This window comes from Streptomyces sp. YPW6, from assembly GCF_018866325.1.
Classification (GTDB): Bacteria; Actinomycetota; Actinomycetes; order Streptomycetales; family Streptomycetaceae; genus Streptomyces.
In genome coordinates this window covers 1508737-1524108 of sequence record NZ_CP076457.1, presented here as the reverse complement: position 1 = coordinate 1524108, position 15372 = coordinate 1508737, and the positions used below count along the sequence as shown (strand labels likewise).

At 72.2% G+C, this 15372-nt stretch carries 10 protein-coding genes; 8 read left to right on the top strand and 2 right to left on the bottom strand.

What is annotated here, in order from left to right:
- Window positions 1-93 precede the first annotated feature (93 nt).
- Window positions 94-1539: a M1 family metallopeptidase gene (locus KME66_RS06615; protein ID WP_216320061.1), complete on the top strand. Its 1446-nt coding sequence runs from the start codon at window positions 94-96 to the stop codon at window positions 1537-1539.
- Window positions 1540-1670: 131 nt separating this feature from the next.
- Window positions 1671-3191 carry a GTPase HflX gene (gene hflX / locus KME66_RS06610; protein WP_216320057.1) on the top strand — a complete coding sequence of 507 codons (1521 nt, stop codon included), beginning with the start codon at window positions 1671-1673 and terminating at the stop codon, window positions 3189-3191.
- A gap of 78 nt (window positions 3192-3269) precedes the next feature.
- On the opposite strand, the gene KME66_RS06605 is transcribed toward hflX, so the two are convergent.
- Window positions 3270-4490, bottom strand: coding sequence for a serine protease (locus KME66_RS06605; RefSeq protein ID WP_253208248.1), 1221 nt, complete (start codon window positions 4488-4490; stop codon window positions 3270-3272).
- A gap of 301 nt (window positions 4491-4791) precedes the next feature.
- Here KME66_RS06605 and KME66_RS06600 point away from each other — a divergent pair, with 301 nt between their 5' ends.
- The 5 genes from KME66_RS06600 (at window position 4792) to KME66_RS06580 (ending at window position 13218) form a co-directional block, all read left to right on the top strand.
- Window positions 4792-6186: a diaminobutyrate--2-oxoglutarate transaminase family protein gene (locus KME66_RS06600; RefSeq protein WP_216320054.1), complete on the top strand. Its 1395-nt coding sequence runs from the start codon at window positions 4792-4794 to the stop codon at window positions 6184-6186.
- A 28-nt stretch (window positions 6187-6214) separates the two neighbouring features.
- Complete coding sequence (locus tag KME66_RS06595; protein WP_216320049.1) at window positions 6215-8110, top strand: IucA/IucC family protein; 1896 nt, start codon at window positions 6215-6217, stop codon at window positions 8108-8110.
- 135 nt (window positions 8111-8245) lie between these two features.
- On the top strand, window positions 8246-9082 hold the full coding sequence (locus tag KME66_RS06590) for a GNAT family N-acetyltransferase (protein WP_216320046.1): 837 nt from the start codon (window positions 8246-8248) through the stop codon (window positions 9080-9082).
- A 60-nt stretch (window positions 9083-9142) separates the two neighbouring features.
- Window positions 9143-11209: an IucA/IucC family siderophore biosynthesis protein gene (locus KME66_RS06585; RefSeq protein WP_216320043.1), complete on the top strand. Its 2067-nt coding sequence runs from the start codon at window positions 9143-9145 to the stop codon at window positions 11207-11209.
- Window positions 11210-11247: 38 nt separating this feature from the next.
- A complete protein-coding gene (locus tag KME66_RS06580) occupies window positions 11248-13218 on the top strand; it encodes an ATP-dependent DNA helicase (protein WP_216320041.1) in 1971 nt (656 codons plus the stop codon).
- 212 nt (window positions 13219-13430) lie between these two features.
- Here the strand turns inward: KME66_RS06580 and lexA are convergent, their stop codons facing one another.
- Window positions 13431-14228: a transcriptional repressor LexA gene (gene lexA / locus KME66_RS06575; RefSeq protein WP_216320038.1), complete on the bottom strand. Its 798-nt coding sequence runs from the start codon at window positions 14226-14228 to the stop codon at window positions 13431-13433.
- A 511-nt stretch (window positions 14229-14739) separates the two neighbouring features.
- On the opposite strand from lexA, the gene nrdR reads away from it, so the two are divergent.
- Window positions 14740-15252, top strand: coding sequence for a transcriptional regulator NrdR (gene nrdR, locus KME66_RS06570; protein WP_216320036.1), 513 nt, complete (start codon window positions 14740-14742; stop codon window positions 15250-15252).
- Window positions 15253-15372 lie beyond the last annotated feature (120 nt).

The window sequence follows — 15372 nt, the reverse complement described above, 5'->3', positions numbered from 1 at the left end:
GCGCGGAGGGAGCCGCCGCACCACCCGTCCTCGTTCGGGTGGTGCGGCGCGCGGCTCCCCGGCCGGGCGGCCCCGCGCTGATAGCCGTAGTCCATGCCGCTCCTGACCCGCCGCCTGCGTTGCGCCCTGCTGGCGACCGCCTCGGCCACCCTCGTCGCCGCCGCCCTGCCCGCCCCCGAGCCCCTCGGCATCGGCGACCGGCTCTTCCCCGAGCTGGGCAACCCCGGATACGACGTCCTCGCGTACGACATCGCCCTCACCTACCGCGGCTCCAACACCGAGCCCCTGGACGCCGTCACCACGATCCGTGCTCGCACCACCGCACCCCTGGACCGGATCAATCTCGACTTCGCCCGGGGCGCCGTCCAGGATGTCGAGGTCAACGGGCAGAGCGTCGACTTCGGCAGCGAGCGGGAGGACCTCGTCCTCCAGGCACCCCGCCGCCTCCCCGCCGGCGTACCGCTGAACATCACCGTCCGGCACACCAGCGACCCGAGGGGATCCGGTGACGACGGCGGCTGGGTGCGGACCGCCGACGGGCTCGCCATGGCCAACCAGGCCGACGCGGCCCACCGCGTCTTCCCCAGCAACGACCACCCCTCGGACAAGGCGTACTTCACCTTCCGGATCACCGCCCCGCACCGGCTGACGGCGGTCGCGGCCGGGCTGCCCGTGAAGAAGGCCCGGCACGGCTCCTCGACCACCTGGACGTACCGCACCGAGCACCCCATGGCCACCGAGCTGGCCCAGGTCTCCATCGGCAGCTCCGCTGTCGCGCACCGCACCGGACCGCACGGACTGCCGGTGCGCGACGTCGTCCCGGCCGCCGACCGCGAGAAGCTGGAGCCCTGGCTGGAGAGGACCCCGGCCCACCTGGAGTGGATGGAGCAGCGGGTCGGCCGCTACCCCTTCGAGACGTACGGGGTGCTCGTCGCCGACAGCCCCATCGGGTTCGCCCTGGAGACCCAGACGCTGTCGCTGTTCGGGAAGACCTTCTTCACCGAGCCGGCCTACCCGCGGTGGTACGTCGACTCGGTCATGGTCCACGAGCTGGCCCACCAGTGGTTCGGCAACAGCGTCTCGCCCGCGAGCTGGTCCGATCTGTGGCTCAACGAGGGACACGCCACCTGGTACGAGGCCCGGTACGCCGAGGAGAGGGGCGGCCCGACCCTGGAACGCCGGATGCGTGAGGCGTACAAGCTGTCCGACGGCTGGCGCGCGGACGGCGGCCCGCCGGCGCACCCGCACGGCCCGGCCCCGGGGCAGAAGCTCAGTCTGTTCCGCCCCGTCGTGTACGACGGCGGCGCGCTGGTGCTCTACGCCCTGCGCCAGGAGATCGGCGCCAGGGCCTTCGACCGGCTGGAGCGCACCTGGGTCCGGGCGCACCGGGACTCCACGGCGAGCACCGCGGACTTCACGCGCCTTGCCTCCGGGATCGCCGGCCGGGATCTCACCGCCTTCCTCGACGGCTGGCTGTACGGCAAGAAGACCCCGCCGATGCCCGGACACCCGGACTGGAGCAGCGCGAAACCCGCGTGACGGGCCGAGCGGGGCCGTGCCACTATCGACGCGTCGGCACGGCGGAGCGCACCGGAGTTCCCCTGAGGGAATCTTCCGGGAAGATCACACGTTGTGACTGACGTAACGACTTCTCTCGACGTAAGGATCCAATGACCTCCTCTTCTTCCCTTCCCCAGGACGCGCAGGACGCGCGGAGCGCCACGGAGCACACCACCGAGAGCCTCACCGAGGCCCGCCGGGCCGACGCCCTGATGGAAGAGGACGTCGCCTGGAGCCACGCGATCGACGGAGCCCGGGACGGCGAACAGCTCGACCGCTCCGAGCGCGCCGCCCTGCGGCGCGTGGCCGGTCTCTCCACCGAGCTCGAAGACGTCACCGAGGTCGAGTACCGCCAGCTGCGCCTGGAGCGCGTGGTGCTGGTGGGCGTCTGGACCTCGGGGACGGTGCACGACGCGGAGATCTCCCTCGCGGAGCTCGCCGCGCTCGCCGAGACGGCGGGCGCCCAGGTACTGGACGCGGTGTACCAGCGGCGCGACAAGCCCGACCCGGCGACCTACATCGGTTCGGGCAAGGCACTGGAGCTGCGGGACATCGTGCTCGAATCCGGTGCCGACACCGTCGTCTGCGACGGTGAGCTGAGCCCCGGCCAGCTGATCCACCTGGAAGACGTCGTCAAGGTCAAGGTGGTCGACCGGACCGCCCTGATCCTCGACATCTTCGCCCAGCACGCCAAGTCCCGCGAGGGCAAGGCGCAGGTCTCGCTCGCACAGATGCAGTACATGCTGCCCAGGCTGCGCGGCTGGGGTCAGTCGCTCTCCCGGCAGATGGGCGGCGGCGGTTCCAGCGGCGGTGGCGGCATGGCCACCCGTGGTCCCGGTGAGACCAAGATCGAGACGGACCGGCGGCGCATCCGCGAGAAGATGGCGAAGATGCGCCGGGAGATCGCGGAGATGAAGACCGGCCGCGAGATCAAGCGGCAGGAGCGCAAGCGCAACAAGGTGCCCTCCGTCGCCATCGCCGGATACACCAACGCGGGCAAGTCCTCGCTGCTCAACCGGCTGACCGGGGCCGGTGTCCTGGTGGAGAACGCCCTGTTCGCCACCCTGGACCCGACCGTCCGCCGGGCCGAGACTCCGAGCGGCCGGATCTACACCCTGGCCGACACCGTCGGATTCGTCCGGCACCTGCCGCACCACCTCGTCGAGGCGTTCCGCTCCACGATGGAGGAGGTCGGCGAGTCCGATCTCATCCTCCATGTGGTGGACGGCTCCCACCCGGTGCCCGAGGAGCAGCTCGCCGCGGTGCGCGAGGTGATCCGGGACGTCGGCGCGGTCAACGTGCGGGAGATCGTCGTCGTCAACAAGGCGGACGCGGCGGACCCCCTCGTCCTGCAGCGCCTGCTGCGCAACGAGAAGCACGCGATCGCGGTCTCGGCCCGGACCGGCGAGGGCGTCGAGGAGCTGCTCGCGCTCATCGACTCCGAGCTGCCCCGGCCGTCCGTCGACATCGAGGTGCTCGTGCCGTACATCCAGGGGGCCCTGGTCTCCCGGGTGCACGCCGAGGGCGAGGTGCTCTCCGAGGAGCACACCGCCGAGGGGACCCTGCTCAAGGCCCAGGTCCACGAGGAGCTGGCCGCGGAGCTGGAGACCTTCGCCCTCGCCGCCCACTGACGGCAGCGGGGCCGTACGACAGCCGGAGGCCCGGCCCGGACTCGACAGCGAGTCCGGGCCGGGCCTCCGGCGTCCGGGCTAGCGGCCCGCGTACTTCTCACTCACCGCGCGGTAGACGGCCTCGGCCTCCTCGCCGAGCCGGGGACCGGCCAGCCAGCCCGCGGTGACCGGGCCGATCGAGGTGTTCGAGACCAGGGCGGGCTTGCCGTCCCGGCCCGTCGCGACCCAGCCGCCACCGGAGGAACCGCCGGTCATCGAGCAGCCGATGCGGTACATCGTGGGCTGCTCCCGGAAGACCGAGAGTCGGCCCGGCTTGTCCTGGCACCGGAGCAGCTTCTGACCGTCGTACGGCGGCGCGGCCGGGTAGCCCGTGGCCGTCATCTCGGCGATCTCCGGCACGGCCGGGGCGTTGAACTCCACCGGCAGCGCCGAACCGACCGTCTCCTCCAGCGACTTGCCGCCCGCGCCCTTCTCCGGCGTCACGTGCAGTACCGCGAAGTCGTACGGTGCGCCCTGGCCGCCGACCGACGCGCCCTGCTCGATCCACTGCTCGGAGGTCTGGGCCCACTGGCCCCACCACACACCGTAGGGAGCGATCTTCTCCTTGGGCACGCTCTCCTGCTCGGCCAGGGGCAGGCCGTCGTTGTTGTACGCCGGGACGAAGGCGATGTTGCGGTACCAGCCGCCCTCCTTGCCCGCGTGCACACAGTGCCCGGCGGTCCACACCATGTTGGATTTGCCGGGGTTCGCCGGGTCCTTCACCACGGTCGCGGAGCAGACCATCGACCCCTTCGGGCCGTCGAAGAGCAGCTTTCCCGACTCCGGGGCGTTGTCGTGGTACGGCGTCGCGACACCGGCGGCCCGGACCGGGGCCGGCGTCGGGTCCGTCACGCCGTCGTCGCCCGAGATGTCGTTGTCGACCGGGTTCTCCGGGGGCTTGTCGGCGTCCCGCATCCGGTCCGGGTCCCACAGGTCCTCGATGATCGGGTTGACGAAGTCCCTGGCCTCGCGCAGCCACGTGTCCTTGTCCCAGTTCTTCCACTCCCCGTCCCGCCATGTGTCGGGGTCGATCCCGTGCTCCTTGAGCCGGTTCTTGAGGTCGTCCGGAATGGTGATCCCGCCGTCCGGCTGACCCGCCGAGGCGCTGGGCGCGTCGGCCGCGTCGTCCTCCTCCGGACCGCACGCGGTGGCGGTGAGCGCCAGGACGGCGGCCACGGCGGTCGCCGCGAGCGCGGACGAGGGTATGCGCCGTGCGCGCCTCCCGCGGCGTGCGGCATCGGTCGGGCGAATGGGTCGCATCTCGTGATCCCCCTGGGACTTCGTCACTCGGTACTGGTGCTGCGTGGCGGACACTTCGGGCGTCCGAGCGGTTGCTTCCGCGCCGCTGTGCGGCCCCCACTATGCCGGTGCCGATGGTGACGGCACCCGGCAGGTCCGCGGTTCCGTCGCCGCAAGGATGTTCCGATGTACCCGTGATCCATCGCGGTCGGCGTCGTTGGTACGTACGGGGGACACCAGGACAGCGTTCACGGCCTCGGTGCGTCCGCGCGAAATCGTACCGACGTGCAACGCAACTGTTACCGCAGGAGGATCAAGAGCCGTGTCCGTGACCGAACCCGCACCGGTGGCGCCGCCCCCCGCGCACGAGGGCATCCTCCGCCGCCAGTCCCTGCGCGAATCGGCGGCCCGCACCTACGCCCGGTCCCTGCCGATCGTCCCGGTGCGCGCCCGCGGGCTCACCATCGAGGGCGCGGACGGCCGCCGGTATCTGGACTGCCTCTCGGGCGCGGGCACCCTGGCACTCGGCCACAACCACCCGGTCGTGCTCGAAGCGATCCGCAAGGTCATCGAATCCGGCGCCCCCCTGCATGTGCTGGACCTCGCCACCCCGGTCAAGGACGCCTTCACCACCGAGCTGTTCGCCAGCCTGCCCCCGCAGTTCGCCGACAACGCCCGCATCCAGTTCTGCGGCCCCGCCGGGACCGACGCCGTCGAGGCCGCGTTCAAGCTGGTCCGCGCCGCGACCGGACGCTCCGGCCTGCTGACCTTCACCGGCGCCTACCACGGCATGACCGCCGGAGCCCTCGAAGCCTCCGGCGGCGCCACCGACGTACGCGTCACCCGGCTTCCCTTCCCGCAGGACTACCGCTGCCCGTTCGGGACCGGCGGCGAGCACGGCGCCGCGCTCGCCGCCCGCTGGACCGAACACCTGCTGGACGACCGCAAGGGCGGAGTGCCGCACCCCGCGGGGATGATCGTGGAGCCCGTCCAGGGCGAGGGCGGCGTCAACCCCGCCCCCGACGCCTGGCTGCGCCGTATGCGCCGCATCACCGAGGAGCGGTCCATCCCGCTCATCGCCGACGAGGTCCAGACCGGGGTCGGCAGGACCGGCGCGTTCTGGGCCGTCGAGCACAGCGGCATCGTCCCCGACGTCATGGTCCTCTCCAAGGCGATCGGCGGCTCCCTGCCCCTCGCCGTGATCGTCTACCGCGCTGAGCTGGATCTTTGGCAGCCGGGCGCGCACGCGGGTACGTTTCGTGGCAACCAGCTCGCCATGGCGGCGGGCGCGGCCACGCTCGCGTACGTCAGGGAGAACCGACTGGCGGACCGCGCAGCGGCCCTGGGGGCCCGGATGCTGGCCCGTCTCAGGGAACTGAGGGCGCATCACCCGGGAATCGGTGACGTACGGGGGCGTGGACTGATGATCGGCCTGGAGCTGGTGGATCCCGAGAGCGCGCCCCTGCCCGCCGAAGCCGGCGACCCCGATCCGGCGCCGCCGCCCGACCCGGCCCTCGCCCTCGCCGTCCAGCAGGAATGCCTGCGGCGCGGCCTCATCGTCGAACTCGGCGGCCGGCACGGCGCCGTGGTCCGCCTCCTCCCGCCCCTCACCCTCACCGACGAGCAGGCGACCGCCGTCGTCGACCGCCTCGCCGACGCGCTGGCTGCCGCGACGCGCTCCCCGCAGCGTCGGACCATCGCCGGGCCGACCACCTGATCCCGCCCTCCCCACAAGGAAGAACGCCGTGAACCCCACCCCCGCGCCCGAGGCCGACGGCCCCGGTACCCCCCGGCACCGGGGGCAGGACGAACCGGCCGCCCCCGGCACGGTCGAGGCGACGACCGTGCCCCGCCAGAAGACCCCGTACGGAACCGACCCCGCCGCGTGCGCGCCGACATCGGGCCACGCGACCCCGGCCCCGGCCGTCGACCCGCTCGACGACCCGGACCCGCTGCGGGCCGCCGACGCGGCGGGCACCGAAAGCCTGCTGCGCTGCTGGACCCGGGAGAGGGACCTGCCCCGCCCCGACGGCGACACCCTGCGCGTCGCCTTCCCCGCCAGCGGCACCGCCCTCCTCGTCCCCGTGCACTACTGGTCCGCCACCGGGGCCCACCGCTTCGGCGCGCCCGTTCTGGAGAACGCCCCCGCCGGGGCCCCGCCCGCCGACGCCGCCACCGTCGCCGTCCTCATCGGCCGCGAGGGCGGCGAGAGCGGTGCGGGTGATCTCGTCGCCCGGGTCGCCGACTCCGTACGCCACACCGCCGGGTTCATCGAGCAGCGGCGGCGCAGCCCGGCCGACCCCGCCGAGGCGGACCTCTTCCTCACCGCTGAACAGTCCCTGCTGCTCGGCCACCCTCTCCACCCCACGCCCAAGAGCCGCGAGGGCCTCTCCGAGACGGAGGCCCGCCGCTATTCGCCGGAGCTCCACGGCTCCTTCCCGCTGCACTGGTTCGCCGTCGACCGCGCGCTGGCCGCCACCGACTCCGCCTGGACCGAGGGCGGTCCGGCCACCGCCGAGGAACTGCTCGCCCCGCACACCGACGGGCTGAACACGCCCCCCGGCATGCTCGCCGTGCCCGTCCACCCCTGGCAGGCCGCCGACCTGCTCCACCGCCCCCAGGTCCGCGCCCTGGCCGAGACGGGCCTGCTCCACGACCTCGGCCCGCACGGCGGGCCCTGGCACCCCACCTCGTCCATCCGCACCGTCCACCGGCCCGGGGCCGAGGTGATGCTCAAGCTCTCCCTCGGCGTCCGCATCACCAACTCCCGCCGGGAGAACCTCCGCAAGGAACTGCACCGGGGCGTCGAGGTCCACCGCCTCCTGTCGACCGGGCTCGCCGACCACTGGCAGCGGGAGCACCCCGGCTTCGACATCGTGCGCGATCCCGCCTGGCTCGCCGTGGACGATCCCGAGGGCGCCCCCGTCACCGGGCTCGACGTCGTGCTCCGCCACAACCCCTTCGGCCGTGGCGACGACGCCGCCTGCATCGCCGGACTCACCGCGCAGCGCCCCCGGCCCGGCCGCCCCGGCATGCCCTCACGGCTCGCGGAGGTCGTCTCCGGCCTGCGCGCCCGCACCGGCCTGTCCGGCACCGACGTGTCCGCGGAATGGTTCCGGCGCTATCTGCACCACGTCGTGCGCCCCGTCCTCTGGCTCGACGCCCACGGCGGAGTCGCCCTCGAAGCCCACCAGCAGAACACCCTCGTCCTCCTCGACCCGGACGGCTGGCCCGTCGGCGGCCGCTACCGGGACAACCAGGGCTACTACTTCCGTGAGTCCCGCCGCGCCGAGCTGGACCGCCTCCTCCCCGGCATCGGCGCCGTCAGCGACACCTTCGTCTCCGACCCGGTCACCGACGAGCGGTTCGCCTACTACCTCGGTATCAACAACGTCCTCGGACTCATCGGGGCCTTCGGGTCCCAGCGCCTGGCCGACGAACAGCAACTCCTCACCGTCCTGCGCCGATTCCTCACGGAGACCGCGGAACTGGGCTCGCCCCTGCCCTCGTATCTCCTGGAGAACCGCCAACTGCGCTGCAAGGCCAACCTGCTGACCCGGCTGCACGGCCTGGACGAGCTGGTCGGGCCGGTCGACACCCAGTCCGTGTACGTCACCATCGCCAACCCGCTCCACAGCTGAACCGCCGCACGAGACAGACTCCGACCGCACGCGCACCAGACAGATTCCGACCGCACGCGCAGCCGAGGGACTCCGGCCGCTCGCGCACCGGAGAAGCCCACCGACCGCACCCGGTCCAGAGAGGAGAGCGTCACCGTGCCTCCCGCCGACGCCTCAGCCGAACCCGGCACCGCGCACCCCGGCGGGAGCACCGCACCCGACGACGGGAGCACGGGAGCCAGGAGCACGGGAGCCAGGAGCACCGGAGCCGCGAGCACCGGAGCCGCGGGAACGGGGCCCGCGAGTACCAGGTCCGCGAACACCGGAGCCGAGGACACCCTGGACCTGAAGCTCACCGAGGAACTCCTCGCGCTCATAGCCGAGGAGCGCGGTGCCGGGACACGGCGGGCCACCGCCCCGGGTGACCTGCTGGGCGATCCGGGCTCCTGGCCGCCCGTGCGGACCCCGGCGGGTGAGTTCGCCCTCCTCCCCGTCCGGCTGGAGCGCGACCTCCCCGTCATCAGCCGCTGGATGAACGACCCCGCCGTGGCGGCCTTCTGGGAGCTCGCCGGACCCGAGTCCGTCACCGCCGGCCACATCCGGCCCCAACTCGAAGGAGACGGGCGCAGCATCCCCTGTCTCGGCGTGCTCGACGGCACCCCCATGAGCTACTGGGAGATCTACCGCGCCGACCTCGATCCGCTGGCCCGCCACTATCCCGCCCGCCCCCACGACACCGGCGTCCACCTCCTCCTCGGAGGCGTGAGGAACCGGGGCCGGGGCGTGGGCACCGCCCTGCTCCGAGCCGTCGCCGACCTCGTCCTGGACCACCTTCCGCGGTGCGCGCGGGTCGTCGCCGAACCCGACCTGACCAACACCCCGTCCGTATCCGCGTTCCTCAGCGCCGGCTTCCGCTTCTCCGCCGAAGTGGACCTCCCCGACAAACGCGCCGCGCTGATGGTCCGCGACCGAACGTACCGAGCCCAGCTGTGACGTGTTCTCCGCACCTTCCATACCGCTCGAACCTCATAGGTTCCCTCCGGAGGAGTCCCCGTGCCGATATATCCCACGAGCCGTGACGCAGCCGAGTCCCCGCAGCTGTTCAGCCCTCCGGAGCTGGACCGGCAGATCTGGGACCGGGCCGCGGCGAGGCTCCTCGCCAAAATGCTCGGCGAGTTCGCCTACGAGAAGATCATCGAGCCGGTTCCCGAGCCCGGGACCGGCGGACTCCACCGACTGACCCTCGACGACGGGGAAGTGCTCGCCTTCACCGCGCGGCGCGGCGTCTACGGCAGCTGGCGCGTCGACCCCGAGTCGATCCGGATCACCGCACGGGCCCAGGCGGGCGCCCGGTCCAACGGCTCGGCCGCCGTCCGGACGGACGGACGGTCCATCGGTCCGGCCACCGTCCAGGCCGGCGTACCGTCCGACGGCCCGGCCATGGTCCGGGCCGACGTCCGGTGCAACGGCTCGGCCACCATCCGGACCGGCGCCCACCCCGACGGCCCGGCGACGGCCGCGCGCACCCGTACGGACGCCGAGGACCCCTCCGGCGACCCGCCCGGCGACCTCCGCCCGTTCCGCGACCCGCTGACCTTCCTCACCCGGGCACGGCAGCTCCTCGGACTCGACGGGACGACGCTCGGCCACCTCGTCCGGGAACTGACCCTCACGCTCTGCGCCGACGCCCGGCTCGACCACACCGCGCTCACCGCGGACCGGCTCGCCGCCCTGGACTACGCGGAGCTGGAGGGCCACCAGACCGGCCACCCCTGGCTGGTGGCCAGCAAGGGGCGGCTGGGGTTCTCCGCCGCCGACGCCGCCCGCTTCACTCCGGAGACCCGCAGCCCGCTCCGGCTGCCGTGGATCGCGGTCAGCACCCGCATCGCGCAGTTCCGGGGCGTCGGCCGCGTCTCCACCCCCGACCAGCTGTACGCCGGAGAGCTCGGCCCGGACGTCCGGGACGCCTTCGCCGACGCGCTGCGGGCCAGGGGGAGCGACCCGCAGGACTACCTCTACCTCCCCGTACACCCCTGGCAGTGGGACGAGTGGATCACGCCGCTCTTCGCCCCGGCCATCGCCGACGGTGACATCGTGGCCCTGCACACCGACGGCGACGCCCGCCTCCCGCAGCAGTCCATCCGTACCTTCGCCAATGTGGACCGCCCCGAGCGGCACACGGTGAAGCTTCCGCTCTCCATCCTCAACACCCTGGTCTGGCGCGGCCTGCCGACCGAGCGGACCCTTGCCGCCCCCGCCGTCACCGCCTGGGTCCAGGGGCTGTGCGAGAGTGATCCCTTCCTGCGCGACACCTGCCGGGTCATCCTCCTCGGCGAAGTCGCCTCCGTCGCCGTCGAGCATCCGCTGTACGACCACCTCCCCGAAGCGCCCTACCAGTACAAGGAACTCCTCGGCGCGATCTGGCGTGAGCCCCTGCTGCCCCGCCTCGCTCCGGGCGAACGCGCCCGCACGCTCGCCTCCCTCCTGCATACGGATCCGACGGGCCGCGCGTTCACCGCTGAGCTCGTCGAGCGCTCCGGCCTCGCCCCGGAGACGTGGCTGAAGCGCCTCTTCACCGCCTTGCTGCCGCCCCTCCTGCACTTCCTCTACCGCTACGGCACGGTGTTCTCCCCGCACGGCGAGAACGCCATCGTCGTGTTCGACGAGAACGACGTGCCCGTACGGCTCGCGATCAAGGACTTCGTCGACGACGTCAACATCAGCGCCCGCCCCCTGCCGGAACACACCTCCATGCCCGACGAGGTGCGCTCCGTCCTCCTCACCGAAGAGCCGTCCTTCCTCACCCAGTTCATCCACTCCGGCCTCTTCGTCGGCGTCTTCCGCTATCTGTCCCCCCTGTGCGAGGAGCAGCTCGGAGTCTCCGAGGACACCTTCTGGTCACTCGTCCGGGCGGAGATCGTGCGCCACCACGCCCGCTTCCCGGAGCTGAAGGAGCGGTTCGAGCTGTTCGACATGCTCACCCCCGAGATCGAACGCCTCTGCCTCAACCGCAACCGCCTGCACGTCGACGGCTATCGGGACCGGGCGAGCCGCCCGCACGCGGCGATCCACGGCACGGTCCCCAACCCGCTGCATCCCTCCGTCCGCGTCCGGGAGTGACTGTCGTTGTCAGTGGTGCGCCGTAGGCTGGTCGGGCTATGACGAAGCCATCCCTCCCCGAGCTCCTGCACGCCGCCGTCACCGCCGTAGGCGGTACGGAACGGCCCGGCCAGGTCACCATGGCCGAGGCCGTCGCCGAGGCGGTCGACACCCAGTCCCATCTGCTCGTCCAGGCCGGCACCGGTACGGGCAAGTCGCTCGGCTATCTGGTGCCGGCCCTGGCGCACGGAGAGCGGGTCGTCGTGGCCACGGCCACCCTCGCCCTCCAGCGCCAGCTCGTGGAGCGGGACCTTCCGCGTACGGTCGAGTCCTTGCACCCGCTGCTGCGCCGGCGCCCGCAGTTCGCCATGCTCAAGGGCCGGTCGAACTACCTCTGCCTGCACCGGCTCCACGAAGGGGTGCCGCAGGACGAGGAGGAGGGGCTCTTCGACCAGTTCGAGGCGGCGGTGCCGTCCAGCAAGCTGGGGCAGGACCTGCTGCGCCTGCGGGACTGGTCGGACGAGACGGAGACCGGTGACCGGGACGACCTCACGCCCGGGGTCTCCGACCGGGCCTGGGGCCAGGTCTCGGTCTCCTCGCGGGAATGCCTCGGCGCGACGAAGTGCGCGTACGGCGCGGAGTGCTTCGCCGAGGCGGCCCGCGAGCGGGCCAAGCTCGCGGATGTCGTCGTCACCAACCACGCGCTGCTCGCGATCGACGCCATCGAGGGCGCGCCGGTCCTGCCGTCCCACGAGGTGCTGATCGTCGACGAGGCCCATGAGCTGGTCTCCCGGGTCACCGGCGTCGCCACCGGTGAGCTGACCCCCGCCCAGGTCAACCGCGCGGTCCGCCGTGCGGCGAAGCTGGTCAACGAGAAGGCGGCCGATGCCCTCCAGACCGCCGCCGAGGGGTTCGAGCGGGTCATGGAGCTGGCGCTGCCCGGACGGCTCGAAGAGGTGCCCGAGGACCTGGGGTACGCGCTGATGGCGCTGCGCGACGCGGCGCGCACGGTGATCTCCGCGATCGGGGCCACCCGGGACAAGTCGGTCGAGGACGAGAACGCCGTCCGCAAGCAGGCCCTGGCCTCGGTGGAGTCGATCCACGGCGTCGCGGAGCGCATCGCCCAGGGCTCCGAGTACGACGTCGTCTGGTACGAGCAGCACGACCGGTTCGGAGCCTCCGTCCGGGTCGCCCCGCTCTCCGTGTCGGGACTGCTGCGCGAGAAGCTGTTCGCGGAGCGCTCCGTGGTGCTGACCTCGGCCACCCTGAAGCTCGGCGGCGATTTCAACGGCGTGGGCGCGTCCCTGGGGCTTGCCCCCGAGGGCACGGCGGACGAGGACGTCCCGCAGTGGAAGGGGCTGGACGTCGGCTCCCCGTTCGACTACCCGAAGCAGGGCATCCTCTATGTCGCCCGGCATCTGAACACCCCGGGGCGCGAAGGCTCGCGTACGGACATGCTGGACGAGCTCGCCGAGCTGGTGGAGGCGGCCGGCGGCCGCACGCTGGGTCTCTTCTCCTCCATGCGGGGAGCCAAGGCGGCGGCCGAGGAGCTGCGGGAGCGCCTGGACAAGCCGATCCTGCTCCAGGGCGAGGAGACGCTCGGAGAGCTGATCAAGAACTTCGCGGGCGACCCGGAGACCTGCCTCTTCGGCACCCTGTCGCTCTGGCAGGGCGTGGACGTCCCGGGGCCGAGTTGTCAGCTCGTGGTCATGGACCGGATTCCCTTCCCCCGGCCCGACGATCCGCTGATGAGTGCCCGGCAGAAGGCGGTCGAGGAAGCGGGCGGCAACGGCTTCATGGCGGTGGCGGCGACGCACGCCGCCCTGCTGATGGCCCAGGGCGCCGGCCGGCTGGTCCGGGCGACCGGGGACAAGGGCGTCGTCGCCGTGCTGGACCCCCGACTGGCCAACGCGCGGTACGGAAGCTTTCTGCGCGCCTCGCTGCCGGACTTCTGGTACACCACCGACCGGAACCAGGCGCGCCGCTCCCTGGCCGCCATCGACGCCAAGGCCAAGGCGGACGGAGCGTAGGGCGGGTCCTGCCCCACGCTGGGCCGTCCGTCGGCAGAACACAGCCGAAGGCAGGGCAGAGCCGAGGCACGGCTGAGCCCCGAGGGCAGGGCAGACCCGGGGCAGGGCAGGGTCCCGGGATCGACGGCAAGGCAAAGCCCCGGGACCGACGTCATGATCGACGTCCTAGGGGGTCCCGGGGCCGAGCAGCCGTGACCGTCGCTTCCGACGCCTCAGACCCGGCGCAGCACCGCCACCACCTTGCCCAGGATGGTCGCCTCGTCGCCGGGGATCGGCTGGTACGCGGCGTTGTGAGGCAGCAGCCATACGTGGCCGTCCTCCCGGCGGAAGCGCTTGACCGTCGCCTCGCCGTCGAGCATGGCGGCGACGATGTCCCCGTTCTCCGCGACGGGCTGGCGGCGGACGGTGACCCAGTCGCCGTCACAGATCGCGGCCTCGATCATCGAGTCGCCGACGACCTTCAGGACGAACAGCTCACCGTCGCCGACGAGCTGGCGGGGGAGGGGGAAGACGTCCTCGACGGATTCCTCGGCGAGGATCGGCCCACCGGCGGCGATGCGGCCCACCAGCGGCACGTAGGACGCGGCGGGCTTGCCCGTCGTGTCGGTGGGCTGGGTGCTGGGCTGGTCCGATCCGCGCACCTCGTACGCGCGCGGACGGTGCGGGTCCCGGCGGAGGAATCCCTTGCGCTCCAGGGCCATCAGCTGGTGGGCGACGGACGAGGTGCTGGAGAGGCCCACGGCCTGACCGATCTCCCGCATGGAGGGCGGGTATCCCCGCCGCTGCACGGAGTCGCGGATGACCTCGATGACCCGCCGCTGCCGGTCCGTGAGCCCCGAGCTGTCCGCCCGGATGCCGGGGGGCCTGCCGGGCATGGAGCGTCCGGGGCGTGCGGCCTCGGGTCCGTCCGGGTTCATGACTGCGTCATTCATGGCATGCACCGGCTCAAGTCGGCTCGGGGAGCGGTGGTCCCGGGCGGTGATGGTGGCGCTGTCTGCGGTGGTGGTCACGTCGGCCCCTCTCGAATGTTCTCCCTAGCTGGACAACGGTAGTAGCTTTCGAAAGGTTGCGCCAAACACACGTTCGAGTGAAAAACGAATAAAGGGGTGCCGTGGTGGTGCCGACAGGTGTATAGGCGTCGCGCTGGGGGTCGCCCGCTCCGGCGGTACTCTCCTTCGCGGCCCGGCCCAAGTGTCGCATCCGGCCCCGCGTGCGGAGTGTTCCCTCCGGGCTCGCGCGCCGAGGCCCCGGCGGCTCGGCGGCCCCGCGTTTCCCGTACTCTCTTCCCTGGCCCACGCTCCCCCGGCGGCCCCTGAGCGGGATCCGGTGCGCGACACGCGATGGGGTCGAAAACGCGACCCAACCCTAGATCTAGTGGTTGGATTGCTTCAGTCGCCCAGAAGTTGTGGTCTCGGTTCAATCGCGCCGTGGTCATCGCCTATGCTGGGGACTGCTTCCAGGGGCCCGGACATGGCCCTGAAGAGGCTATTCAGTCGTGCGTGTGAAGGAGGGTTGGGAGCCATGCACTGCCCCTTCTGCCGGCACCCCGACAGCAGAGTCGTCGACAGTCGCACCACCGACGACGGGACGTCGATCCGTCGCCGCCGCCAGTGCCCCGACTGCTCCCGCCGCTTCACCACGGTGGAGACCTGCTCGCTGATGGTGGTCAAGCGCAGCGGCGTGACCGAACCCTTCAGCCGTACCAAGGTCATCTCCGGCGTCCGCAAGGCATGCCAGGGACGGCCCGTCACGGAGGACGCCCTCGCCAAACTCGGCCAGCGGGTCGAGGAGGCGGTGCGCGCCACCGGCAGCGCCGAACTGACCACCCACGACGTGGGACTGGCCATCCTCGGCCCCCTGCAGGAGCTCGACCTCGTCGCGTACCTGCGCTTCGCGTCCGTGTACCGGGCGTTCGATTCCCTGGAAGACTTCGAGGCCGCCATCGTGGAACTGCGCGCGCAGCGGCATTCCGCGGAGGACCGCGGGAACGGCGAGACCCCTGAGGTCCCCGCGCCCGCCATTGCCGCCGACTGAGCGGTACGCGCCCGTCACGGTCCGGAGTCACCTCCACCGACCGTCGGCCGGGCGAATCAAGACCTGTTCCCGGGGCCGAGTGCGGCCCTCGGGGCAACGGACACACACTGTGCCTGGGAA

Bases quoted from the DNA above. Each gene is read 5' to 3' on its own strand.
- KME66_RS06615 (WP_216320061.1), top strand. From the start codon at position 94: ATGCCGCTCCTGACCCGCCGCCTGCGTTGCGCCCTGCTGGCGACCGCC.
- KME66_RS06580 (WP_216320041.1), top strand. From the start codon at position 11,248: ATGACGAAGCCATCCCTCCCCGAGCTCCTGCACGCCGCCGTCACCGCC.
- hflX (WP_216320057.1), top strand. From the start codon at position 1,671: ATGACCTCCTCTTCTTCCCTTCCCCAGGACGCGCAGGACGCGCGGAGC.
- KME66_RS06605 (WP_253208248.1), bottom strand. From the start codon at position 4,490: ATGCGACCCATTCGCCCGACCGATGCCGCACGCCGCGGGAGGCGCGCA.
- nrdR (WP_216320036.1), top strand. From the start codon at position 14,740: ATGCACTGCCCCTTCTGCCGGCACCCCGACAGCAGAGTCGTCGACAGT.